Annotated in this window: 20 protein-coding genes, 1 tRNA gene and 1 pseudogene; 11 read left to right on the forward strand and 11 right to left on the reverse strand. The window is 37.8% G+C overall.

Going from position 1 to position 22,750, the window contains the following annotated elements; translation table 11 throughout:
- The first annotated feature begins 18 nt into the window (after nucleotides 1-18).
- Together HYB91_RS09585 and HYB91_RS09590 are read left to right on the forward strand one after the other, a co-directional pair.
- Nucleotides 19-924, forward strand: coding sequence for a helix-turn-helix transcriptional regulator (locus tag HYB91_RS09585; protein WP_002677034.1), 906 nt, complete (start codon nucleotides 19-21; stop codon nucleotides 922-924).
- A 76-nt stretch (nucleotides 925-1,000) separates the two neighbouring features.
- Nucleotides 1,001-1,513 (forward strand): ClbS/DfsB family four-helix bundle protein, encoded by a 513-nt coding sequence (locus tag HYB91_RS09590; RefSeq protein WP_002677032.1) that lies wholly within the window; start codon nucleotides 1,001-1,003, stop codon nucleotides 1,511-1,513.
- A gap of 40 nt (nucleotides 1,514-1,553) precedes the next feature.
- Here the strand turns inward: HYB91_RS09590 and HYB91_RS09595 are convergent, their stop codons facing one another.
- The 7 genes from HYB91_RS09595 to HYB91_RS09625 all read right to left on the reverse strand — a co-directional run bounded on the left by HYB91_RS09595 (nucleotide 1,554) and on the right by HYB91_RS09625 (nucleotide 9,015).
- Nucleotides 1,554-3,599 (reverse strand): FtsX-like permease family protein, encoded by a 2,046-nt coding sequence (locus HYB91_RS09595; protein WP_002677030.1) that lies wholly within the window; start codon nucleotides 3,597-3,599, stop codon nucleotides 1,554-1,556.
- A 28-nt stretch (nucleotides 3,600-3,627) separates the two neighbouring features.
- A complete protein-coding gene (locus HYB91_RS09600; RefSeq protein ID WP_002677028.1) occupies nucleotides 3,628-4,389 on the reverse strand; it encodes an ABC transporter ATP-binding protein in 762 nt (253 codons plus the stop codon).
- Nucleotides 4,390-4,500: 111 nt separating this feature from the next.
- Nucleotides 4,501-5,595 (reverse strand): sensor histidine kinase, encoded by a 1,095-nt coding sequence (locus tag HYB91_RS09605; RefSeq protein ID WP_002677026.1) that lies wholly within the window; start codon nucleotides 5,593-5,595, stop codon nucleotides 4,501-4,503.
- A complete protein-coding gene (locus tag HYB91_RS09610) occupies nucleotides 5,573-6,271 on the reverse strand; it encodes a response regulator transcription factor (protein WP_002677024.1) in 699 nt (232 codons plus the stop codon). Before HYB91_RS09610 ends, HYB91_RS09605 begins: the two co-directional genes overlap by 23 nt.
- Nucleotides 6,272-6,413: 142 nt before the next feature.
- Complete coding sequence (locus HYB91_RS09615; RefSeq protein WP_002677022.1) at nucleotides 6,414-7,586, reverse strand: M20 metallopeptidase family protein; 1,173 nt, start codon at nucleotides 7,584-7,586, stop codon at nucleotides 6,414-6,416.
- Between the two features lie 11 nt (nucleotides 7,587-7,597).
- On the reverse strand, nucleotides 7,598-8,269 hold the full coding sequence (locus HYB91_RS09620) for a hypothetical protein (protein WP_002677021.1): 672 nt from the start codon (nucleotides 8,267-8,269) through the stop codon (nucleotides 7,598-7,600).
- A gap of 11 nt (nucleotides 8,270-8,280) precedes the next feature.
- Complete coding sequence (locus tag HYB91_RS09625) at nucleotides 8,281-9,015, reverse strand: DUF5058 family protein (protein ID WP_002669897.1); 735 nt, start codon at nucleotides 9,013-9,015, stop codon at nucleotides 8,281-8,283.
- Nucleotides 9,016-9,265: 250 nt separating this feature from the next.
- Here HYB91_RS09625 and HYB91_RS09630 point away from each other — a divergent pair, with 250 nt between their 5' ends.
- Entirely contained in the window at nucleotides 9,266-11,338 is a 2,073-nt protein-coding gene (locus tag HYB91_RS09630) for a sodium-translocating pyrophosphatase (RefSeq protein ID WP_002672352.1), read from the forward strand.
- 122 nt (nucleotides 11,339-11,460) lie between these two features.
- On the opposite strand, the gene HYB91_RS09635 is transcribed toward HYB91_RS09630, so the two are convergent.
- Nucleotides 11,461-12,495: a PTS sugar transporter subunit IIC gene (locus tag HYB91_RS09635; RefSeq protein ID WP_002677018.1), complete on the reverse strand. Its 1,035-nt coding sequence runs from the start codon at nucleotides 12,493-12,495 to the stop codon at nucleotides 11,461-11,463.
- A gap of 39 nt (nucleotides 12,496-12,534) precedes the next feature.
- Nucleotides 12,535-12,607 (reverse strand) — tRNA-Ala (locus HYB91_RS09640).
- A gap of 112 nt (nucleotides 12,608-12,719) precedes the next feature.
- On the opposite strand from HYB91_RS09640, the gene HYB91_RS09645 reads away from it, so the two are divergent.
- Nucleotides 12,720-13,208, forward strand: coding sequence for a hypothetical protein (locus HYB91_RS09645; protein WP_002677017.1), 489 nt, complete (start codon nucleotides 12,720-12,722; stop codon nucleotides 13,206-13,208).
- A gap of 66 nt (nucleotides 13,209-13,274) precedes the next feature.
- Here the strand turns inward: HYB91_RS09645 and HYB91_RS09650 are convergent, their stop codons facing one another.
- Together HYB91_RS09650 and HYB91_RS09655 are read right to left on the reverse strand one after the other, a co-directional pair.
- On the reverse strand, nucleotides 13,275-14,393 hold the full coding sequence (locus tag HYB91_RS09650; protein WP_002669893.1) for a protein-glutamate methylesterase/protein-glutamine glutaminase: 1,119 nt from the start codon (nucleotides 14,391-14,393) through the stop codon (nucleotides 13,275-13,277).
- A gap of 40 nt (nucleotides 14,394-14,433) precedes the next feature.
- Complete coding sequence (locus HYB91_RS09655; protein ID WP_253719486.1) at nucleotides 14,434-15,249, reverse strand: CheR family methyltransferase; 816 nt, start codon at nucleotides 15,247-15,249, stop codon at nucleotides 14,434-14,436.
- 128 nt (nucleotides 15,250-15,377) lie between these two features.
- Here HYB91_RS09655 and HYB91_RS09660 point away from each other — a divergent pair, with 128 nt between their 5' ends.
- From HYB91_RS09660 to HYB91_RS09690, 7 genes and pseudogenes are all read left to right on the forward strand, one after another.
- Nucleotides 15,378-16,001 carry an LptA/OstA family protein gene (locus HYB91_RS09660; RefSeq protein ID WP_253719487.1) on the forward strand — a complete coding sequence of 208 codons (624 nt, stop codon included), beginning with the start codon at nucleotides 15,378-15,380 and terminating at the stop codon, nucleotides 15,999-16,001.
- Nucleotides 15,958-16,674 (forward strand): LPS ABC transporter substrate-binding protein LptA, encoded by a 717-nt coding sequence (locus HYB91_RS09665; protein WP_002692696.1) that lies wholly within the window; start codon nucleotides 15,958-15,960, stop codon nucleotides 16,672-16,674. Before HYB91_RS09660 ends, HYB91_RS09665 begins: the two co-directional genes overlap by 44 nt.
- Entirely contained in the window at nucleotides 16,667-17,404 is a 738-nt protein-coding gene (gene lptB / locus HYB91_RS09670) for an LPS export ABC transporter ATP-binding protein (RefSeq protein ID WP_253719488.1), read from the forward strand. Before HYB91_RS09665 ends, lptB begins: the two co-directional genes overlap by 8 nt.
- Before the next feature lie 11 nt (nucleotides 17,405-17,415).
- The gene (gene pth, locus HYB91_RS09675; protein WP_253719489.1) at nucleotides 17,416-18,027 is read left to right on the forward strand and encodes an aminoacyl-tRNA hydrolase; all 612 of its coding nucleotides are present in this window, start codon (nucleotides 17,416-17,418) and stop codon (nucleotides 18,025-18,027) included.
- A 51-nt stretch (nucleotides 18,028-18,078) separates the two neighbouring features.
- Nucleotides 18,079-18,783: an early set domain-containing protein gene (locus HYB91_RS09680; protein WP_253719490.1), complete on the forward strand. Its 705-nt coding sequence runs from the start codon at nucleotides 18,079-18,081 to the stop codon at nucleotides 18,781-18,783.
- 177 nt (nucleotides 18,784-18,960) lie between these two features.
- Entirely contained in the window at nucleotides 18,961-20,241 is a 1,281-nt protein-coding gene (murA, locus tag HYB91_RS09685) for a UDP-N-acetylglucosamine 1-carboxyvinyltransferase (RefSeq protein WP_253719491.1), read from the forward strand.
- A gap of 237 nt (nucleotides 20,242-20,478) precedes the next feature.
- Nucleotides 20,479-22,712, forward strand: a pseudogene (locus tag HYB91_RS09690) (methyl-accepting chemotaxis protein).
- The last annotated feature ends 38 nt before the right edge of the window (nucleotides 22,713-22,750 follow it).

The raw sequence follows: 22,750 nt of genomic DNA on the forward strand, positions 1-22,750 counted from the left end.
ATTTTTAAGAGTTTAACTATGCGCTCGGAAAGACTTTTTGAAATCGTATTTATCCTTCTCAATCGGAAGCAGACAACTGCACAAGAACTTGCAAAAAAATTCGGCGTATCGGTTCGTACTATTTACCGCGACATGGATATTTTAAGCAGTGCAGGAATCCCCGTGTATACGATGCAGGGTACCGGCGGAGGTATTTTTATCGATGAAAGCTACACAATCAATAAATCAATTTTGACAAAAGGAGAGCAGGAGAAAATACTGCTTGCTTTGCAATGCCTTTCACCAATCGATGAGATACACACCGAATCTATCTTAAACCGCTTATCTGCAATCTTTCAAAAAAATGCCGATTGGATCAGGATTGATTATTCCCGCTGGGACAACAAAAACGATCATCACCTTTTTAAAACGCTTAAAGATGCAATTTTAGAAAGAAGAGCCGTCAAGCTGGAATATCTCAGCTCATACGGAGAAAAAACGGAACGAACCGTCTACCCCTTACGTCTTTTGTATAAATCGAAGGCTTGGTATGCCGAATGCTATTGTACAGAAAAAAACGCATGCAGACTTTTTAGATTAACCCGTATACTTTCTATTATAAAGACCTTAAAAACATTTAACCGTGCAGACCTGCTCGGCAAAATACCTGACGATAAAAAAGCGGCACCGCCTCCCCTTACAAACATTAAATTAAAATGCACTGCTAAAACCGCCTACAGACTCTACGATGAATTTCCTCCTGAACTTATCGCAAAAAATTCCGACGGCTCATATACCCTGAATGCAGCTCTCCCCTTTGATTCGTGGGTCTGCGGTTTTATCTTGTCGCTCGGCACCGAAGTAGAAATCCTTGAACCGGAAAACTTAAAAACCGAAATCGCCCAACTTGCAGAAAAAATTATGAAAAAGCATAGAAAAGTTTAAATTCTTTTTAAAACCTGACACATTCTGACAGGTTGATGTGCTATAATGAGTTTACATATTTTTATGGGAGAAACCTATGCCGAGACCTACAACAAAAGAAGATTTGATTTTTGCTTCAAATGAGCAGTTTGAAAAACTGTGGAACTTAATTGACGGTATGACCGAAAAAGAAAGAACTGCCGATATAAATCCGAACGAGCGCGATAAAAATCTACGCGATGTAATTGTTCATCTTTATGAATGGCACTGCCTTTTATTGAATTGGATAAAGTCCAACACGCAAGGAAAACCGGCAGCCTTTTTGCCTGAACCTTACAACTGGAAAACTTATCCTGAAATGAATGTTGAGTTTTGGAAAAAACATCAAGGCACCCCTTATGCCGACGCCGAAAAAATGCTTAAAAAAACTCATAAAGAAGTTATGAAACTAATCGAAACTTTTTCCAATGATGAACTTTTTTCAAAAAAATATTTTGACTGGACCGGTACAACCACTCTCGGAAGTTACTGTGTGTCTGCAACTTCCAGTCATTATGACTGGGCAATCAAGGATATAAAAAAAGCATTGAAAAAATATCGGGGAAAATAGTATCCAGCAAAGGCCGCTCCCAAATGGAACAGCCTTTGTCCTATCGGATAATTTTATTATACTTATTTAAAGTAATCTTATAAAAAAACAAATATAAAATCAGGGTAAATCCTCCGGTTAAAAGCAGGGCGGCAAAAAAGACTGCCGTATTAAAAAGTCCGAAGACCAATAGGAGCCGGCTGAACAATGGAGAAGCAAAAAAGCAGTGAACTATAGAAACCAAAACAGGCAGCACAAAGAGCCAGACAAGCTGGGAGTGTGAAGCTTTTTTGATTAAAGAAGAGTCCATTCCTATTTTTAGCATTATTTGATAGCGTTTTCTATCTTCTACACCTTCAGCAATCTGTTTGAAGTACATAATTAGGATGAGCCATATTAAAAACATAAGACTTAAAAAGCCTCCTAAAAATAAAAAGCTTCCGTCAAATTCTCTTCTGTCTTTATAAGACTGAAATTTATTATCATAAAAAAAATCTGCCTCCGAAGACTTTGCCAATTTTTTTATGTCTTGAATGTAGTTTGGAGGAATAGTTTTAAGATTATCGGCGGAAGTATTCCAAAACAAGGATTCTTCAAGTGCAAGCAGTTTTTTATTTTTAAACCGAGCCCTTGCGTTTTCTTTTAATGCGTTTAACTCATTTTTAATAAGCTCAAGACTTTCAGAATTTTTAGCTATCAGATTTATATAAGGAAAGGGAGAATACGGAATATAGGGCGAGTTATTCATTATAGAAACAAATTCGCTTTCAAGTTTTTTTAGTTTAAATTCTTTTTGCCCTATCTGTAAGGGTTTTTTGTAGTCAATCTTCTTATTAGAAAAAATAAAAAACTCATCATCACTCATACTTGCAGCGTCAGTCAATAATTTTTTATAGAGTTTATCAGGGAAAATATTTTTAATATCTTCAAAACTGCACAACATAATCTGAACATTGTTGCGGGAAAAATATGAATCATCATTTTCATAAAGAGTATTATCGTTTATATTTGAAATTCCATAAAAATATCTTACATATAAAAAATCATTTGTTTCCATATTATACTTTAAGCCTATCTCTTTTATGTCCGCAATTAAGCTTTCTTTATTTTGTAATTCTACATTGTCTTTTTTAAAGAGCCTATTCAATTGATGATTTCGTATAAAGGCCTTTGATATGATTTTCTCGCTTACCATATAAATACTTGTTACTGAAGCCAGGGTAAGTAAGATCATCGTAAGCAAAATACAAATGCTTGCCAAACCTTTTGCATGCTGACCCATTCTATAAATCATTCCAGAAACGGAAATAAATTTTGCAGGCCTGTAATAGGATTTACGTTTTTTCATTTTATTTAAAATAAAAATGGTAATACTTTCAAAAAAGAAAAAGGTGCCGGCAATCACAAGAAGAACGGCAGGTAAAAATGTTTTTAAGGCAGCTATGGGATTAAGACTTAAAACTGAAAGGGTATAACCGCTTCCGATAAAAAGAATAGCAAGGAATGTCTTTAAGCGTAAATATTTCGATCTTTTTTCTCCGCTCTTTGATTCGGTTAAAAGCTGAATGGGATTTAAAAGACTTATCTTCTTTAAATTATAAAGATAATTTATTGTAAAAAAACAAAAGAATACTATACTCGCAGGTTTTAAAAAGCTAAAGGAAAGACTGTAGTTTATTTTTGAAGGAATACCGCTTACCTTAAACAAAATTAAAAAGCATAATTTTCCGAAAAGAACGGAGCCGATTGCTCCAAAGACTAAACTCAAAAAATAACAGGCTAGGAATTCAAAAAATAAAACTCCTGCAATATGCTTTTTTTCGAGTCCCAAAACGGTATACAATCCTATTTCTTTCACTCTGTTTTTAATCAAAAATTTATTTCCGTAAAAGATAAAAATCATTGAAAAGAAACCTACTATTATCACACCGAAATTCATCAAGGTAATTAAACCGGCTGAATTTTGACTAAAGGCTTCTTTTGAAAGCGTATACATAATCGAGAACATCATTATCGAAAGTGAGCAGGCAAAAATGTAGGGAATATAAGTTTCTGCTCCCGTAGAAATATTTTTTTTGGCAAGCTGAAAATAAAAATTAAATTTCATAAAGTTTCCTCTCTGTACCTTATTCCTTTTACGAATCCATTCTGTTCATCATAAAAAGCCCTTCGTTGATTCTTTCCCTAAAGACAGCCTGTCCCATATCGCCTTTATATATTTCGTAATAAATATTTCCGTCACGCAAAAACAAAACACGCTTTGCATAACTTGCCGCCCGTGCACTATGGGTTACCATTATGATGGTCTGCCCTGCCTCATTCATTTGAGAAAAAGTTTCTAAAAGCATATCCGATGATTTTGAATCAAGAGCACCTGTAGGTTCATCGGCCAAGATGAGTTGAGGTTTTGTAATAAAAGCCCTTGCAGCCGCAGCCCTTTGACATTGCCCGCCTGAAATCTCATAAGGGTATTTTTCGAGAATATCTGAAATCCTCAAAGCTTCAGCAAGAGGAAGAAGTCTTTTATTCATCTCATCAATAGGATAATTTGAGAGCACAAGAGGAAGTAATATATTATCCTTTACGGAAAACTGATCCAAGAGATTATAATCTTGAAACACAAAGCCTAATTTATTACGTCTAAAAGCAGAAATGTCTTTGCCCTTTATTTTGGATATGGGTTCTCCTTTTAAAAATATCTCACCGGAAGAAGGTTTATCCAAGGTTGCAAGTAAATTAAGCAAGGTCGTTTTCCCCGAACCGGATTCTCCCATAATAGCCGTAAATTCATTTTTCTTTACCGAAAAACTTACATCGCGCAAGGCAACCGTTCCCTGTTTTGAAAATCGGGACTTGTAAATTTTTTGAATATTTTTAACATCAAGTAATGTTTCCATAAAACACCTCTATAAAACTCCATAAGATTTAAACAATTTTATCAAAAAATTTAAAATCCTGCATTGACGGAGCCTTACATTTTGTTTTTTTGACTTACATTTTTGTAAGGATTAAACCTGTTCAACAACGGGGTTATCGAATAGGTCTATTGAGGTTTCCGTTCCGAGTTTAACCTCTGCTCTAGTCCATTCACCTTGAAGAGAGTTTATTGTAAGAGTGCAGCCGAGCCTTTCGGATATTTCCCGAGCAAGGTAGAGGCCGAGGCCTGTAGCTTTTTCGCTGAGACGGCCGTTTAAACCGGAGTATCCCTTATCGAAGATTTTGGGGAGGTCTGAAGGGCTTATTCCGATTCCATTGTCTTCAATTACAAGGATTGAAGGATTTTGATTTTCAATATAGATGCTTAAAATTCCTCTTTTGCCGTCTATGCCGCAATATTTTAGGCTGTTGGAAATTATCTGCTCAATCATCAATTCAAAAAGAACTTGATCGCTTATAATGTTTAGATCACAAGGTTTATAATTAAGCTCTATATTTTTATAAATAAAAATACTTCTGTATTTACGGAAGATGTTTTGCAAAACTTCATTTAAATTAAACTTAATAAAGTCCAAATCCCTATCAGGACTTTGGAGCTTTAAATAATGCAATGCCATTTGGGTATAATTATCTATACTTAAAAGAGCTCTTTTTATTTCAAATACTTCATCTTTTGAAGAATTCATATTTTGCAATAAAATATTTATAGAAGTAATAGGAGTTTTTATTTGATGAATCCAAAGAGAAAAATAATCGTTTTGATCGATAAGTATTTTCCGGTTATTATAAATAGAAGCTTCTCTTTCCAAGATTATTTTTTTTATCTTTTTTAACGAAATAATTTGCGATAAAGAAAGATCAAGCCTGTTTTCAAACTTTTCATCATCAGAGCTTTCCGAATTTACTTCATATTGCTCCACGAGGTCAAAATAGTTTTTTATTTTACGATAGTAAAAAATAAATTTTAATATAAAGAAGATAATCAAAATGGAAATACTTAATGAGCTTATATAAGATACGAGACCCCTTTCGGCATTACTTAAATATAAGATAAGCACTTGTAAGAAGATTAAAAGAAACGGAACAAATATAAATAAAAAATTATCTTTAAAAAAACTTTTTATAATTATGCTTAATTTTAATTTACCGGTTTCCGTGATGTTCATTTAGTTTATATCCCAAACCTTTTTTGTTTTCGATAAAATTAAAAAGCCCTGCGTTTTCCAGCTTTTTACGCAAGCGGGTTATATTTACCGAAAGAGTATTATCGTCCACAAACTGATTATTTTGCCAGAGCACATCCATAATTTTTTCTCTCGAAACAAATTCGCCTTGAGCCAAATAAAGACATTTTAAGATTTTAATTTCATTTGCAGTCAGCAAGGTTGTCTTATTATTATACACAAGAGTGAGTGTGCTCAAATTTAAAACGGTCCCGGCAAAACCGATTTCATTCATCGAAGCGGTAAATTGGTATGTCCGCCTGATAACGGCCTGTATCTTTGCAATGGTTATATCCATATCAAAGGGTTTTTCGATATAATCATCGCCGCCCATTTGCATAGCCATTACAATATCCATCTTATCGTTACGGGAAGATAAAAATATAATAGGGACTTGAGACTTATTCCTGATTTCGGAACACCAATGATAACCGTTAAATGCCGGAAGCCCTATATCCATTATTACCAAAGAGGGTTTATAGTCTTCAAACTCCTCCAAGATATTGCTGAAATTTTTTGCACAGCGTACATTAAAGTTCCATTGCTCCAAATTATTTTTTAAAACCGAGGCTATAGTATTATCATCTTCTACAATCAAAATTTTTATAAGCTGTTTCATTTTTTATCCTGAATTATAAAAACCAGTATAGCATATTAGGATATTTAATGTAAATATAAAAAGCCGCCCTAAACATTAAAGTTTAAGACGGCTTTAAGAATTTACTTTTTAATAAATTTATAAACCTTAACTCGGTCTAAAATTATTTACCAAGCTCCTGCATTACATAAGCTACAAAAAGAGCAGTACCTTTGTAAAACTGCGATTCATCTAAGGCAAATTTGGGATTGTGGTGAGGCCAGACTTTTCCTTCAATGGGGGATGGAGTCGATAAGAAGATAAATGAACCCGGAACTTTTTCTAAGTACCATGCAAAATCTTCTCCTCCCATGACCGGCCGCTGCATAAGCTTAACATCATTCGGGAAAAGCTCCTTGGCGGCTCCCATAGCCTTATCCGTAACTTTCGCATCGTTTATAAGAGGAGGCGGCTGTCTAAAGAATTGGTATTCAATTGAACCTCTAAAAGCTTTTGCAATATTGGAGGCAACTTCTTCAATCCGTTTCGCTATCAATTCCCTCGTCTCATTTGTTACGGCCCGTACGGTTCCTTCAAGATAAGCTTCAGGCGGAATTATATTGAATGCCGAGCCTGAATGGAATTGTCCAACCGTTATTACAGCCGGCTCCGTAGGATGTACCTCTCGGCCTAAGATTTCCTGTATTGCAACAACTATGTGAGACCCGATTACAACGGGGTCTACTGAAAGTGATGGATAAGCTCCGTGAGCTCCTACGCCCTTAACCTTAATTGAAAATTTATCCATACAGGCCATCATCGAGCCCTTTGAAAAAAGGAATTCGCCGGGTTTTGCTTCATCGCTTATACAGCCTACATGAAGACCGATGATTTCTTTTACGTCATCAAGGATTCTTTTTTCACAGATGTCTACAGAGCCTGTTCCCAGTTCTTCCGCAGGTTGGAAGATAAGCTTAACGGTTCCTTTAAAACTGCCCTTTAAATCGTTTAGTACCTTTGCAGCCCCAAGCAATATCGAAGTATGAGCATCATGACCGCAAGCGTGCATAAAGGAATTCTTAGAAGCAAAGTCAAGCCCGGTAGCTTCGCAAACAGGAAGGGCATCCATGTCTGCACGCAGAGCAATAACATCTCCTTTTTCTGCACCGTGAATATAACCTATAACGGCACTTTTTGCCGCATTTCTGTCATACTTAATCCCGAACTCATCCAATTTTTTACATACAAAATCTATTGTATTAGGAAGTTCAAAGCCAACCTCAGGATTTTGATGCAAATGGCGGCGCCAAGAAATTATGTCTTTTTCTATTTCTTTTACCTTTTTTAATATATCCACTTTTCCCTCCCTTAAGCTTGCGCTTCAGTCTTAGGCTTCTTATAAGTTAAAAAACCGAAAGCTACCGTTCCGAATACACAAGCCGGAATCATTATATATACCGGTATTTTGATAATGTTTAATAAAGACATGGCCAAGATAAAAGCAAAGATGCCGTATTTTATATTTTTAACGGCAAACATTCCAAACATAGCACCGAAGATTGCAGGCGAAACATAGGCAAAGGCTTCCAATACTTTTTTGGGGAAGATGTTCATTAAGGCAGCTCCTCCTACAGCGGCAATAGTTACAATTATAAGATTGGTAACTATCGACCCTGCAATACCGAGGGTAGAAACTATTTCGGCTTTCTTTGTGCCTGGTTCCACACCGACAGCTTCTTGCGTAACGGCCGAAGTAGGTAAACGTACATTTCCAATATTACCTGAAAGGAAAGACATATAAGTTCCGGGTAAGCCGAGTATGGGGAAATAACTGATAGGTTCAACAATAGAATAGATTGCATATACGGATGCTGCCAAGCCCCAACCTGTCAATATATCCTGTGTTGACGGCTTTACTCCATAAACGACCCAAACAAGAATGGAAGGCAGAAAGCAAAGAACCAAGGATAATAGGTTTGTAAACCTTCCATACCTTATTATAGGTTTTGTAAAAGTTTTTTCATATAATTCGTCACTCATTTAGCTTCTCCTTATTTTAAAATTAAGTCTTTAAATACCATTGCAATTACCATTGCAAGAATCATAACTATTCCTAAGCTGTATTCTTTTAATTTAGGATATTTGTTGCCGAGTTTTTCAAATACAACCATTAGAAGAGCTGCAGATACGGCAGCAGCAACAGCCGGATAATTTTTCCCTTTTACCGATCTAAGAGCTTTTGTTATTTCATTACTGCATAAAAAGCCGAAGGCTCCGCTCATAGCTGTAACCATTAAAATAGCCAGCTTGGCAGGATCCCCTTTCGATATTTTTTTTGATAAGCTATTAAGCTTATCGGAAAATAAACCTGTCATAAAAAGCCACGCACTTCCGTTTAAAGCCATAACCCACGTTGCATTTGCAAAATTTATTAAGCCGTAATCGGGGCTTGATAAGTCAATGCCTTGAGCTTGAGCTGCCATCTGTGCCGCTGCGAGTTCCGTTGAGGCTGCACCTATAATCGAAAGGCGCATCCACGCAAGAGGGCCGCCTATTACCGACATTAGGCCCAGCATTACAATAAAAACGCCCAAAACCGGTCCGATAGAAGATGTCATACCGATACGGAAAGACTTCCGCACATCGGCATCACTTAAGCCGACGATTTTAGCAGCGTCCTTTGCTTTTTTGCTAAAAATTATAGCTTGAAACAATACCGTAATCAATAACGGAAAAGCTGAAAGCCATAAAACCCAAGAGTTCGCAACATTCAAATAACTGTCCATAGATTTCCTCCGAAATTTTATTTTTAAGACAACTCTTATAGGGGATATTCTATCATGCTTTTTTAAATTTGTCCAAACAAAAATGTAAAAAAAAAAAAAATTAAAAATAATCTTAATACAAAATAAAAGTCCGTTTTATTAAATAAATTCCCTACTTGAAAAACTCCCAAAAATATGCTAAGTTTAAAAACATTATGACGGAAAAACCGTATAATCTATTTCAAGTTGTACAACACAACAGGAGGAAAAAATGAGTATTTCACTCGCATTGTATGCCGTGCTCGGAGGCGGGATTGTTGCCCTGGCTTATGCACTTGTAAGAACCTTATGGATTTATAAACAAAAGGTTTCAGATCAGGCTTTAAAAGAAATTGGAGGCCATATAGCTGACGGAGCTATGGCTTTTTTAAGAAGGGAATATATAACTCTTCTTCCTTTCATTGCCATAGTTGCAGTTTTTCTAGCAATAGGAAATAAAGGAGCTCTGAAGTTCCAATCTCTTTCATTCTTGCTTGGTGCTCTTGCTTCAATGTCAGCCGGTTACATAGGTATGCGTGTTGCAACACAGGCCAACTCACGCACAACACAGGCTGCTAAGGATCATGGCCTAAACGGAGCCTTAAAAGTAGCGTTTTCAGGCGGAAGCGTTATGGGAATGAGCGTCGTAGGCCTTGCATTTATAGGTCTTTTTATCGTTCTTATTCTATCTACTTCAATATTAGGAACTACGGAAAACGTACTTAAAGATATTATTTTACCTCTAGCTACAGCTTTTTCACTCGGAGCCTCGTCTATTGCTCTGTTCTCACGTGTAGGCGGCGGTATTTATACAAAGGCTGCCGACGTAGGAGCCGACCTTGTAGGAAAGGTTGAAGCAGGCATCCCCGAAGATGACCCCCGAAACCCTGCTACTATTGCAGACAACGTAGGAGATAACGTAGGTGACGTTGCAGGTATGGGTGCCGACCTCTTTGAGTCCTTTGTAGGCTCATTGGTAGGAGCCATGATTTTAGGTCTAATAGTAGACACACCGGATTCTTCTTTAAAATTAAGGATGATGCTTTTACCTCTGCTCATTTCGGTTGTAGGTCTTGCAGCTTCCTTAATCGGAACATTCTTTGTAAGGGCAAAGCCGGGCTCAAACCCTCAAAAGGCCCTCAATACGGGAACCTTCGGCGCCGCTCTTATTGCAACAATTTTCGTTTTCTTTACCGTAAAATTTGTTATGGGAACCGAAACATTTAACGGAACTCAAGGTTATTTACACGTCTTTGCTTCTACTGTGATAGGTCTTGCTGCAGGCGTTTTAATCGGTATCATTACCGAATTCTACACAGGTACGGGAAAAAAGCCCGTTAAGGGAATCGTAGATGCTTGTGAAACAGGGGCTGCAACCACAATTATTTCAGGTTTAGCCGTAGGTATGAGAAGTGCCTTCCCCGTTATGATTTTAATCGGAGCTTCAATCTTTTCAAGCTTTATGCTTGCAGGCCTTTACGGTGTAGGTATAGCTGCTGTAGGTATGTTGGTAACCCTAGGAATCCAGCTTGCAGTTGACGCTTACGGCCCAATAGCCGACAATGCAGGCGGTCTTGCCGAGATGGCAAACTTCCCCAAAGATGTCCGCAATATTACCGACAGCCTCGATGCCGTAGGAAATACAACAGCCGCTATCGGTAAGGGTTTTGCTATCGGATCAGCTGCCTTAACAGCCATAATCCTCTTTACCTCATTTAAAGAGCAGGCCGGCGTAGCAAGCGTAGATATCACAAATATCAATGTTCTTGTAGGAGTTCTCTTAGGAGGAGTATTCCCCTTCTTGTTCTCGGCTCTAACAATGTCGGCTGTAGGAAAGGCTGCGCATAAGATGATCGAAGAGGTACGCCGCCAGTTTAAGCAGCACCCCGGCATCTTGGAAAATACCGAAAAGCCCGATTATAAGAGATGTGTAGACATCAGTACTCAGGCCGCTTTAAAAGAAATGGTTATCCCTGGTATTGCCGCAATTATTACACCCATCCTTGTAGGCTTTGCAGGAGGCCCCGCAATGTTAATCGGTCTTTTGACAGGAGTAACGGTATCGGGCGTTGTATTGGCAGTCTTTATGTCCAACGCAGGCGGTGCATGGGATAATGCAAAGAAGATGATTGAAGGCGGAATAGCAGGCGGAAAAGGCTCACCTTCTCACAAGGCCGCTGTTGTAGGCGACACTGTAGGAGACCCCTTCAAAGATACTTCCGGCCCCTCCATCAACATATTGATTAAGCTTATGTCAATGGTTTCATTGGTTATAGCCCCGATGTTAAAAATATACTGGGGATAAGTTATTGAATTTCCGGTAAACGGAAATCCGATAAACACAAAAAAAGACGGCGTAATAATTGCGCCGTCTTTTTTTTATCAGTGTTGTTGATTTCTCCCGTAAAATTTATTATAAAAAACGCTTTAAAGATCCAGCTTTAAATCTCCGTCCTTAATCCAATTTATTTTTCTTAAAATAAAAGTAAAAAATAATGTTAAAACAGCCGGCAAGATAAAATGTAAAAGAAGAATAGCAAAATATGTGTTCAAACCGCCCCTTCCTATAGATTCCATTGCCGTGATAGTTCCTATTTGACCGACAAGGCCGCAGGTTCCCATTCCTGAACCGAGGGGTATGTTTTCCATTTTAAAAATAATGGTAGCCAAGGGGCCTAAAACAGCCGCCGTCAAGGTAGGGGGAATCCATATCTTAGGATTTTTGATAATATTGGGCATATGGAGCATACTGGTTCCTATGCCGACAGCAAAACTCCCTCCAAGGCCGTTATCCCGATAGCTCATAACCGCGAAACCTATCATTTGAGCGGCGCAGCCGACGGTTGCAGCTCCTCCTGCAAGCCCCGCAAAAGAAAGCATCATACAGATGGCAGCACTGCTTATAGGCAGGGTAAGAATGACACCGACCAGCACCGAAACCGTAACCCCCATCCAAAACGGCTGGAGGGTAGTAGCGTCCATAATGATTTTTCCGAGCCATGTCATAAAAGAGGACATTCCCGGCCCTACCAGGGCGGCAATTATAGTACCGGAAATAATAGTTACCATTGGGGTAACTATAAGATCTATCTTTGTTTCGCGGGATACGGCCTTTCCCAGCTCGGTGCTGATTATGGTTGCGATAAAGGCTCCTACAGGCCCGCCAAGCTTGTTGCCTGCAAAACCTACTATAGTTGCCGAAAAAAGCACAAAGGTGTGGGCTTTTAAAGTATGGGCTATTGCTATACCGATTGCAGCTCCCGTCATATCTCGGCAAATCGGCCAGACGGTTTTAGTTAAAAAGGGAATATTAAGTTTAAGCCCTATGCTGTTTAAAATCGTACCTACCAAGAGAGAAGAAAAAAGGCCCATGGCCATCGCACTCATAGCATCAATAAAATAACGCCTAGCCGATATTTCTATATTCTTCTTAGTCAAAAAGTTTTTAAAAGAGTTGTTCATTTAAAATGCTCCCGGAAAATATTTAACGGAAAAAAATAATGGAGAATATGGGAATCGAACCCACGACCTATTGATTGCGAACCAATCGCTCTACCAACTGAGCTAATTCCCCAAAGCTGTAAATAAGATTCTCACAAACAACGTTCTGTAATGTTACATCAAATGAAAAAAAAAAGCAATCAGGTATCTTGCTTTTTTCAAATTTTTTACGTAGAATAATAGCTATGAAAAGAAATCTATATTTTTTATTCCTTATTACGAGTTTCCTTACCTTTACCTTGTCATGTGAAACATTTAATGCAGCTACCGGCAAAAAAACATTAAAAGAACAAGACAGTATTTCGGTTCCTTTCGATCAATACCTGACAGAAAGGGTTTGGCGCTTGGCAGGCTGCTATTTTGAAAACGGTCTTTATGTACAGCTTGATGCAAATTTGACAAGCCCCCGTATTAATTTTTTTTATAACGGAAAGTTTCAAGCCACAACAGGTATAACAAACTATGAAGGAACATGGAAGCATAAAAAAAATAGTTCTTTTAAATTTCAAATAACCGGAAAAAAACTTATAGACCCTTCAAATACGATAGGTAAATCCTTTGACTCTTCTTTTGAAAAGAATTTAATAAATACCGACAGGATTGAAATAACTAAAAATGAAATAAAATTTTATGCTAAAGAAGGCGAGCTTTTACTCCGGTTTATAAGACTGTAAGATAGCTTTTGCTAAAGGTTTTACACAAAAAAAAACCGTCCTTTCGGACGGCTTTTTTATTAATTTTTAAGCAAATTCTTTACCGTAACGGTTTATAGCAGCAGCCATATTATCAAGACTTACCTGCTCCATAACTCCGCCCATTTCCCATGCAACCCTAGGCATACCGTATACAACTGAAGAGCCTTCATCTTGCCCTATTGTACGGGAACCTTCGGTGTAAAGCTTTGTAATATTCTCGGCACCATCCTTCCCCATACCGGTCATGATTATTCCGAGAGCATGGTTTTGGTATTCCTTTGCAACAGATCCAAACAGAACATCAACGCTGGGCTTATGGCCGCTTTGAGGCTCCGTATCTATAACCTTTGCAACTGCGGCAAGAGATCGTTTTTCTACAACCAGATGTTTTCCGCCGGGAGCGATAAGAATACGGCCGGGCTTTATAAGATCGCCGTCTTCAGCTTCCTTTACCTCAAGAGGACAAATTTTGTCCAAACTCAAAGCAAATTCCTTTGTAAAGCCCGGGGGCATGTGCTGAACCACAACTATCGGTTGCGGAAGATCTTTATCGATAGATGCAAAAACTTGGCGTAAAGCATTCGGCCCGCCGGTTGAAATACCTATAGCAATAATCTGAATATTTCCATGTTCTCGTTGAGGTGTAGGTTTCTCTTCTTTTTGAGGCTCAGCCGCTGTCATAGGCTTAGGGATAGTACTCTTAAACGGCTCAGAGAAAGAGTTCGTTGTATCTGTACTTCTTGTACCTGTTTCAATTTGATGACGGCGGCCGTAGGCAAGCAGCATCTTGGAAAGAGTTTCCGAAACGGTATTAAGATTGGCAGATTCCGAACCGGAAGGCTTTGTGATAAAATCGCAAGCTCCAAGTTCCAAACAATCCATAGTAACCTTAGCTCCTTCCTTTGCAATACTGGACAAGATTACTACAGGAATTTTTATGTTTTGCTTTTTAAGCTCTCTTAAAAATTCGATACCGTTCATTTCGGGCATTTCCAAGTCCAAAACGATAACATCCGGAGCCACACGCTCAAGTTTTTGAAGGGCAAAACGGCCGTTCATTGCCTTATCGGCTATTTTTAGGCCGGGAGTAGCATCAACAATCTTCCCTATAAGGTTTCTCATCAATGCAGAATCGTCTACTATTAAGACACGAATATCTTCCATAAAAAAACTCCTTTAGAAGAATTATATAAAACCTTTAAAATCAAAACCCCTTTTGATAAAAACAAGCCCAATCCGTTTTTAAAAACTTAAATTGAGTTTCCATACCAAAGAGAGATTCGGAATGACCTATAAATAAAAAAGATTTAGGCGACATAGCACGCCAAAACCTATCAATAACCTCTTTTTGAACAGGCTCGTCAAAATAGATCAAAACATTTCGGCAAAACACAAGATCAAAGTCGGTATGTTTTGAGTCATGTTTTAAGTTATGATAGTCAAAATTCACCATTTGCATTATATCTTTTTTTACCTGATAACCGTCATTTAGCTTATCAAAATAAAGCTTCAAATAATCTTCAGGTATTCCTGTAACTCTGGATTCCTGGTAAAAGCCGGTCTTACCGACAAGAAGACATTTTAAGGATAAGTCGGAGGCTGTAATCTCGGCAGTAAATCCTATCGGAAGGTGTTTTTTCATAACCATAGCTATGGTATAAGGCTCCTCCCCTGTTGAACATCCGGCGCTCCATATTTTAAGTTTATTCTTTCCTTCAGCTTTTTTTACCTTTACAAGCTCAGGTATAACGTAATTTTCCAATGCATCAAAATGAGGCTGATTTCTAAAAAACCTTGTAAGGTTTGTTGTAACGGAGTCTAAAAGGATCTTTTGCTCTTCCGAATCCTTCATAAGCATCGCATAATAATCAGACACCTTTTCAAGTTTCTTATCCCTAAGTTTTTCTTTTAACCTGCTTTCCAAAATAGACCTATTAGTATCGGAAAAAGTAATACCGCTTGCGGTATATATTAAATCGCTGAACATACGGAATTCTTGATCAGTTAAAAAATCTGCCATACTCTAGGCTCCTGTAATCCTTAAATTTATTTTTTAAATCTTTCACATAGTCTATGTCTTATACGATATTATGTCAATCGGCAGTCAAAGGCTTTTGACTAAGATTAAAAAAGATAGTATAATAAACTATGAATTTTAAGGAAGCTCAAACTTTTATTATAGCCTCCATTCTTGCTATTATATCATTTTCTTGTAGTTTAAACTATAGTAAAGAGGCACAAAATTTTGAAAAAAAACCGAATTTTGTATTTAAAAATGCAGTTTTGGATCAATATGAAGAAAATTCCTTAAATTTGCGTATAAATTTTATGGAATTAGAGATTTATGATTCGGATAGAATATGGGCCGGGAAAAATCTGCGTTTCTTTAAAATAGATAAAAAATCGTTTGAAAAAGGCAATCCGGAGGCAGAACTCAAGGGACGAGCCGGGATTATCAAAATAAACGAAAAAAACAATCAGTACTTTTTGGGGCAAAAGGTTTTTTTTGAAGATTTAAAAGAAGGCCTGATGATTTCCGGAGATGCATTTTTTTGGAACAAAAATGAAAATCTCCTATATGGAGTAGAAGACGGTTCGGTAAAGGTAAAAAGAGGTGATGAGCTTTACATAAGCGGATCGGGGTTTATAGCAAACACTCTTTCGAAAGAATTCGAATTTTTAAATTCGATAGAAGGTAAGATTCAGACTAAAAATGAGGAGAATGAAAATGAAGAAAATTCAAACCGAAATTCGGAATCACAAGAGCCTTAAACTTCTTGCGGCATATCTTCTCATATTCCTTTTTTTAATTGATATTAATGCTCAAACATCAACAATAAGTTTTAAAGCCGATAAAGTAACAGCCTCGGTATCTGAAAATAAAAAATCGACCAATTTAATAGGAAATGCCGAAGTAAAGGTAGACAGCTTAACCATATCGGCAGACCGTATCGAAATTTTCGGAAAAGACTATAGATATGTAAATGCAACAGGTTCGGTCAAGGGTGAGGATGACGAAAAAGGGTACAGCTTTAAGGCCGATTTAATCAATTTTGACAGAAAAACCGATACGGTTACTATGTTCGGGAAACTGGAGCTTAAGGACACAAAAAATGATGTCAGTATTAATGCCGAAAATATTGAATATAAAAAGAAGCAAGAAATAATTATCATGCGCTTTAATGTAAAGATAATAAATAAAGATATAAACTGTAATTCAATGTTTGCTTTTTATAATAGAAAAGAATCAAAGGTAGAATTAACAGGCAGTCCCGTCGTAAAAAAAGGAAAGGACGAATTTAGGGCCGGAAAGATTTCCGTTAATTTGGATACGGAAGATATAACCCTTGACGGACGAGTCAGAGGTTCCGTCGAGCAGGGAAAAGACGAACCCCAAGCTGAAACCAAACAGGAACAAAATCAAGAGGAAAAACCAAATGTTTAACGAAAAAAGTATTTTAAAAGTTGAAGGATTAAACAAATTTTTTAGAAAAAAACATGCGGTAAAGGATGTCGGGTTTTCGATGTATCAGGGCGAAATTGTAGGCCTGCTGGGCCCTAACGGAGCAGGAAAAACAACCACATTCTACATGATTGTAGGTTTTTATAAACCGAATTCCGGCAACATATATTTGGACGGAAATAGTATAACAAACCTGCCAATGTATAAAAGAGCCCACGCAGGAATTTCATATTTACCGCAAGAAGCTTCGGTTTTTAGAAAACTCACCGTAGAACAAAATATCTATGCGATTTTAGAAACACGCAAAGACCTCTCCAAAGAGCAAAAAATGGAAAGGCTTGAATTTCTTCTTGAAGAATTCGGAATTACAGCAAACAGAAAACAACAAGCCTATACCCTCTCCGGAGGAGAAAGAAGGCGAACCGAAATAGCCAGAGCTCTAGCCATTGAACCTAAGTTTTTGCTTTTGGATGAACCATTTGCCGGAATCGACCCGATTGCAGTACATGACATTAAAAGCATAGTCCGTATTTTAGCCGATCAGGGCATAGGAATTTTGATAACAGACCACAATGTCAGGGACACCTTGGAGATAACCGACAGGGCATACATAATCGGCAGCGGAGAAATTGTAGAACAAGGCTCACGGGACGAAATTCTAAATTCCGAAATTGCCCGAAAAATATATCTTGGCCAAGAGTTTAGAATGTAATTGGAGATGAAATGATAGATTTAATCGTTTTTTTAGGCAACTACGGAAAAAAATATGAAAATACAAGGCATAATGCAGCTTGGGTTTTATGCGATTCAATAGAGATAGGCTCAAATGCCGTATGGCAGGGTAAATTTAAGGGACAATATGCAAAGCTGCCTTCTTCTATGACGGCCGGCAGAGCTGTACATCTATTAAAACCCGAAACCTATATGAACCTATCAGGAGAAAGCGTAATAGCAGCTTCCTCCTTTTTTAGACTAAAGCCTGAAAATATTTTAATAGTGCATGATGAACTTGAATTAAAACCAGGCATTCTCAGCTTTAAGTGGTCGGGAGGCCTCGGCGGACACAACGGATTACGCTCCATAAAATCGGTTTTAAATACGGCAGATTTTTTCCGCCTAAGGATAGGCATAGGCCGGCCCGATTTTTCTTCTCAAGGAGGAGATGCTTCCCCCGATATTTCAGGCTATGTGCTTTCCCGTTTTGCACAATCCGAATTGGATGTCCTAAAAAGCCAAACACCTCAAGCCGACTCTTTTTTTAAAGAATTATTGGAAGCTGATGAGCCTCAAACTCTTATAAAAAAATGGGCTAAAGTATTGCCTTCTCAAAGTTAAACTCTTACTTAAGATTTTTTTTATTTTTCCGAAACTAAAATGAGGATGAGTATGAAAAAATCACTATTCTTATTAATTTTTATTAGTCTTTTTTTGATGACAGCTTTTTCGGAAAAGAGTATTGAGCCCGAAGTTTATCAAAAACTCGTAGAGTCTATTGTACGTATTGAAGCTCCTAAAATTAAGGACGGACATATAATCTTTACTTCAACCGCTAGGCGCCATGTAGGTATAGCCTTTTCTCATGAAGACTACAAGCATATTCATTCTTTTCGAAAACTACCCCAAAGCGAACTGTATGAAGGCAAGGAGCCCATCTTATTCTATATTCTCCCGATTCCTGATGAGTTAACGGAAATAAAATATAGGCTTGTAATAGACGGACTTTGGTCATCGGATCCGGTAAATATGAACACAGCCTTCGATAACATACACAGCATGAGTGTTTCACGTATTGAAGTTCCTTACAAAAAAGAGTATAAAACCGAGGTAAGCAATAAAAGCTTGGTAAAATTTACATATTTAGGAGAACCTAAAAAAATTATAAGGCTTGCCGGCTCCTTTAATAATTGGGATCCCTTTATGTACGATCTTATAGAGGTTTCTCCGGGACGATATGAGTTGAATTTAAATTTACCTTCGGGGACTTGGCTATATGCTTACTTTTCAGGCGGAAGCCAGCTGCCGGATAATACAAATAAGAATTATGTATATACGGCCGATGGACGGATCGCTTCGGTTATAACCGTTAATTAAAGTTTTTATAGGAGATATGATAAACAGTTCGGAAGGAATTCAGCCTCACTGTTTATCTGCCGAGTTTGCCTTTCAGGCAAACATCGCATTATTGTATGCAGTTTGTAAACAAACTGCGTGAAAAAACTTTTTTCAGGATTTGATAATCCTTGCAAAAAGTTTTTATAGGAGTTACGTATGCACGAATATATTATACAAGGCGGATTTCCCGTAAAGGGGACAATAAAAGCAAGCGGAAATAAAAATGCAGCCCTGCCATGTATTGCGGCCGCCATCCTTTCGGAAGAACCCATTATCCTCAAAAACATTCCCGAAATTGAGGATGTTTTTGTAATGCTTCAAGTTTTTGAAGCTCTGGGAGGGCACTACGAAAAAATAGAAAAAAACGCATTTAAGCTCCAAATAGAAAAGGTAAAAGCAAGCAAGATACCTGAGGATCTTGCGACAAAGATAAGGGCTTCCATTTTATTTGCAGGTCCGCTTTTGGCAAGAACAGGCAAGGCTGTTTTGCCCCCTCCGGGAGGAGACGTTATCGGAAGGCGCCGTCTCGATACACACTTTTTAGCCCTGACGGAATTGGGCGCCAGAGTCGAAACCGATCAAAATTTTTCTTTTATTGCACACAAGCTGATGGGAGAAGACATATTCTTGGATGAGGCCTCCGTTACGGCAACGGAAAATGCCATCATGGCTGCCAGCCTTGCAGAAGGAACTACCATCATTTCAAACGCAGCAAGCGAGCCCCATGTTCAAGAGCTTTGTAAGATGTTAAATAAGATGGGAGCAAAAATCAGCGGAGTAGGCTCCAATATACTGACTATTGAAGGTGTTAAAAAATTGAACGGTACGGAACACCGCATCGGCCCTGACTATATGGAAATAGGTTCTTTTATCGGTCTTGCAGCCGTTACCCGCGGCCAGCTTAAAATTACCGATGTAGAACCTAGAGATATGAGACCCCTGCGTGTAGCCTTCGGCAAGTTGGGCATAGGCTGGTCTTTAGAAGGAACCACCCTTACCGTTCCCGACAAGCAAAAGATGCAGGTAAACTGTGACCTCGGTGGAATGATACCAAAGATTGATGATGCCCCGTGGCCGGGTTTTCCGCCTGATCTTACGAGCATAATGACCGTAATAGCAACTCAGGTAGAAGGTACGGTTTTAATCCACGAAAAAATGTTTGAATCCAGAATGTTCTTTGTAGATAAGCTAATCGGAATGGGAGCCCGCATTACCCTGTGCGATCCTCACCGTGCAGTCATTTCGGGCCCAAGCTCCCTCCACGGAAGCGAATTGGTTTCCCCCGATGTAAGAGCCGGCATGGCCATGGTAATAGCCGCCTGCTGTGCCCGGGGAGAAAGCATTATCCGGAATGTCTACCAGATAGAAAGAGGTTATGAGCACCTGATCGAAAGGCTCAAATCCATAGGCGTAAAAATAGAGCTTAAAGAAAAATAGAAAGCATTATTGTTTTCTATATAATTTTATATATAAGAGCTATTGACCATCCTTGTTTTTTTTTGTAAATTGTTTCCCGTCTGTTATCTTTAATCGCAAGTGTGCTGCTATCTTTATAAAAAGATTTTATTCTGTAAGTATATAAAACTTTAGCTTACAGAATAAAAGATTAACCTGCTCTCAAATTAAGCACATTTCAATTATTGAATCTTTTATAATATTTAGGAGGGTAAATTTATGAATGAAATCAAGGGTAAAAAAGTCTCCAAAGTTCAAGGAATACACAGATATTCAATTTTAACAATAAGAAAAAAAATAATGATTGCCTTAATTTCGGTTCTATCCGTATTTTTGGTTCTTACAAGTATAGTCCTTGTAAAAAAACTAAGTGGAACTTCAAAACGAAACGCTGTTGTAAAATTATATGATTCCAGTAAAAACCTCGGTTTCTTTGTAGAAACGGTTATCAAGAATGTATACGATACAAATAAAACCTTAGCAAAAACATTTGAATCCTTCCAAGATATTCCGCCGGAAAACAGAAGATCTTATTTCAATAGTTTACAAAAAGAAATTTTAAGAGATTCGGAAAAATTTATAGATGTATGGACTGTTTGGGAACCTAATGCCCTCGATAAGCTTGATTACAAATTTAAAAATACTGAAGGCCATGATAATAGCGGGAGATTTATTCCATACTGGACAAAGGTCAACGGTAAAATTTCAATGGTCCCCTTAACTGAATATGTAAGCAGTTTTTGGTATGAAAAACCTAAGACATCGCAGCATGGTATCTTGATTGAGCCTAATAAATATGAACTCCAAGGAAACATGATTTATGTTGCAGGTACTGCAATTCCAATACGCGACAAAACGGGGAAATCCTTAGGAGTTGTAGGAATTGACTACTCCCTTGATTATATGCAGGAAAAACTTTCACAAGAAGTTTTCTTTAAATCCGGCTATGCAATTCTCATTTCGGCTAAAGGCACTGTTCTTGCACATAAAAATAAAAACCTAATATCAAAAACACTTCCCGAATTTGAAAACAAAGAAATAGCAACTTACTTTTTTGATGCAAAGAGATCTCTTACTCCATTTTTAATTGAAACTCAAGTAAATGGAAATAAGCATCTTGAAGTATTTACGCCTGTCAAGATAGGCCGTACGAATGAAGTATGGTTTGTAGGTACTTCAATACCGGAAAAAGAAATCTATGAAGAAAGTACAAATTTAATTAAACTTGTTTCCATAATTTTATTGGCAGGTTTTATTGCATCAATAATCATTCTAACATTTATAATAAACGGAATCACCAAGAGGATTTCAAGCGTAGTTAAGGCTCTCAGAAATATTGCTCAAGGAGACGGAGACTTGACAGCCCGCTTAACAGGAAAGGGTAAGGATGAAATTGCAGACCTATCTCATTCCTTTAATCAAACAATAGAAAAAATAGGTTTTACGGTAAGGAATGTTGCAAACAGTACTTTGGATATGCAAAAGACAGGTGAAACTCTTGCAGTAAATGTTTTTGAAACCGCAAGTTCAATAAGCCAAATAAGCAAAAATATTTTAAGGGTAAAAGACCAAGCCGAATCTCAATCGGCAAGTGTGAGCGAAGCTACTGCAAATGTCGAACAAATTCTTCAAACAATAAAACAGTTAGACGGCCGTATTGAAAGTCAAGCTGCAAATGTTGTGCAATCTTCTTCCGCAATTGAAGAAATGGTTGCGAATATTTCTTCAGTAACAAAAATATTGGATCAAAGCGATTCGACAATTAAAGAGTTGGCTGATGCAACAGTCTACGGTAAGGATGCTCTCCACCTTTCAAATTCGGTTACACAAAAAATTGCAGAAGAATCAGGCAGCTTGATTGAAGCTTCAAATGTAATTCAGCACATTGCAAGTCAAACAAACCTGTTGGCCATGAATGCGGCAATTGAAGCTGCCCATGCCGGAGAAGCAGGAAGAGGCTTTGCAGTAGTTGCGGATGAAATCAGAAAATTAGCCGAAGAATCAAGTCTTCAAGGAAAATCAATATCATCTGCTCTTAAAAAATTCTCAGAGGAAATTTCCATATTAGCATCTTCTTCAAAAACCGTAGAAGAAAAATTTAATGCAATTTTTAGTCTTGCTGAAAATGTCAAATCGATGAGTAACAGCGTAATGACTGCAATGAGAGCTCAAGAGAGCGGAAGCCATAAAGTTCTATCTGCAATTCATGATATAAACAACATAACTGTAGATGTTCAAACAGGCTCCGGAGAAATGCTTAAGGCAGGAGAAGATGCCGTCAAAGAAATGAACAGGCTTGAGGGTTTGACACAGATCATAAATAGCAGCATCCAAGAGATGTCGGCAGGCACAAGTCAAATACAAACCTCCTGTTCCGAAGTAAAGGGTATTTCACAAAAAATAAAATGAATATTGAAGCCTTGGCACAAGAAGTCGGCAAATTCAAAATATAAATTAGAGCTTTAAGTTTTCAGAGCCAAATGCTCTGAAA

The sequence above is a fragment of the Treponema sp. B152 genome (genome assembly GCF_024181665.1).
Classification (GTDB): domain Bacteria; phylum Spirochaetota; class Spirochaetia; order Treponematales; family Treponemataceae; genus Treponema_B; species Treponema_B denticola.

What these genes read in the sequence shown, in the direction of transcription:
- HYB91_RS09585 (WP_002677034.1), top strand. Translation starts at nt 19, where the DNA reads ATGCGCTCGGAAAGACTTTTTGAAATCGTATTTATCCTTCTCAATCGG.
- HYB91_RS09590 (WP_002677032.1), top strand. Translation starts at nt 1,001, where the DNA reads ATGCCGAGACCTACAACAAAAGAAGATTTGATTTTTGCTTCAAATGAG.
- HYB91_RS09595 (WP_002677030.1), bottom strand. Translation starts at nt 3,599, where the DNA reads ATGAAATTTAATTTTTATTTTCAGCTTGCCAAAAAAAATATTTCTACG.
- HYB91_RS09600 (WP_002677028.1), bottom strand. Translation starts at nt 4,389, where the DNA reads ATGGAAACATTACTTGATGTTAAAAATATTCAAAAAATTTACAAGTCC.
- HYB91_RS09605 (WP_002677026.1), bottom strand. Translation starts at nt 5,595, where the DNA reads ATGAACATCACGGAAACCGGTAAATTAAAATTAAGCATAATTATAAAA.
- HYB91_RS09610 (WP_002677024.1), bottom strand. Translation starts at nt 6,271, where the DNA reads ATGAAACAGCTTATAAAAATTTTGATTGTAGAAGATGATAATACTATA.
- HYB91_RS09620 (WP_002677021.1), bottom strand. Translation starts at nt 8,269, where the DNA reads ATGAGTGACGAATTATATGAAAAAACTTTTACAAAACCTATAATAAGG.
- HYB91_RS09625 (WP_002669897.1), bottom strand. Translation starts at nt 9,015, where the DNA reads ATGGACAGTTATTTGAATGTTGCGAACTCTTGGGTTTTATGGCTTTCA.
- HYB91_RS09630 (WP_002672352.1), top strand. Translation starts at nt 9,266, where the DNA reads ATGAGTATTTCACTCGCATTGTATGCCGTGCTCGGAGGCGGGATTGTT.
- HYB91_RS09635 (WP_002677018.1), bottom strand. Translation starts at nt 12,495, where the DNA reads ATGAACAACTCTTTTAAAAACTTTTTGACTAAGAAGAATATAGAAATA.
- HYB91_RS09645 (WP_002677017.1), top strand. Translation starts at nt 12,720, where the DNA reads ATGAAAAGAAATCTATATTTTTTATTCCTTATTACGAGTTTCCTTACC.
- HYB91_RS09650 (WP_002669893.1), bottom strand. Translation starts at nt 14,393, where the DNA reads ATGGAAGATATTCGTGTCTTAATAGTAGACGATTCTGCATTGATGAGA.
- HYB91_RS09655 (WP_253719486.1), bottom strand. Translation starts at nt 15,249, where the DNA reads ATGGCAGATTTTTTAACTGATCAAGAATTCCGTATGTTCAGCGATTTA.
- HYB91_RS09660 (WP_253719487.1), top strand. Translation starts at nt 15,378, where the DNA reads ATGAATTTTAAGGAAGCTCAAACTTTTATTATAGCCTCCATTCTTGCT.
- HYB91_RS09665 (WP_002692696.1), top strand. Translation starts at nt 15,958, where the DNA reads ATGAAGAAAATTCAAACCGAAATTCGGAATCACAAGAGCCTTAAACTT.
- lptB (WP_253719488.1), top strand. Translation starts at nt 16,667, where the DNA reads ATGTTTAACGAAAAAAGTATTTTAAAAGTTGAAGGATTAAACAAATTT.
- pth (WP_253719489.1), top strand. Translation starts at nt 17,416, where the DNA reads ATGATAGATTTAATCGTTTTTTTAGGCAACTACGGAAAAAAATATGAA.
- HYB91_RS09680 (WP_253719490.1), top strand. Translation starts at nt 18,079, where the DNA reads ATGAAAAAATCACTATTCTTATTAATTTTTATTAGTCTTTTTTTGATG.
- murA (WP_253719491.1), top strand. Translation starts at nt 18,961, where the DNA reads ATGCACGAATATATTATACAAGGCGGATTTCCCGTAAAGGGGACAATA.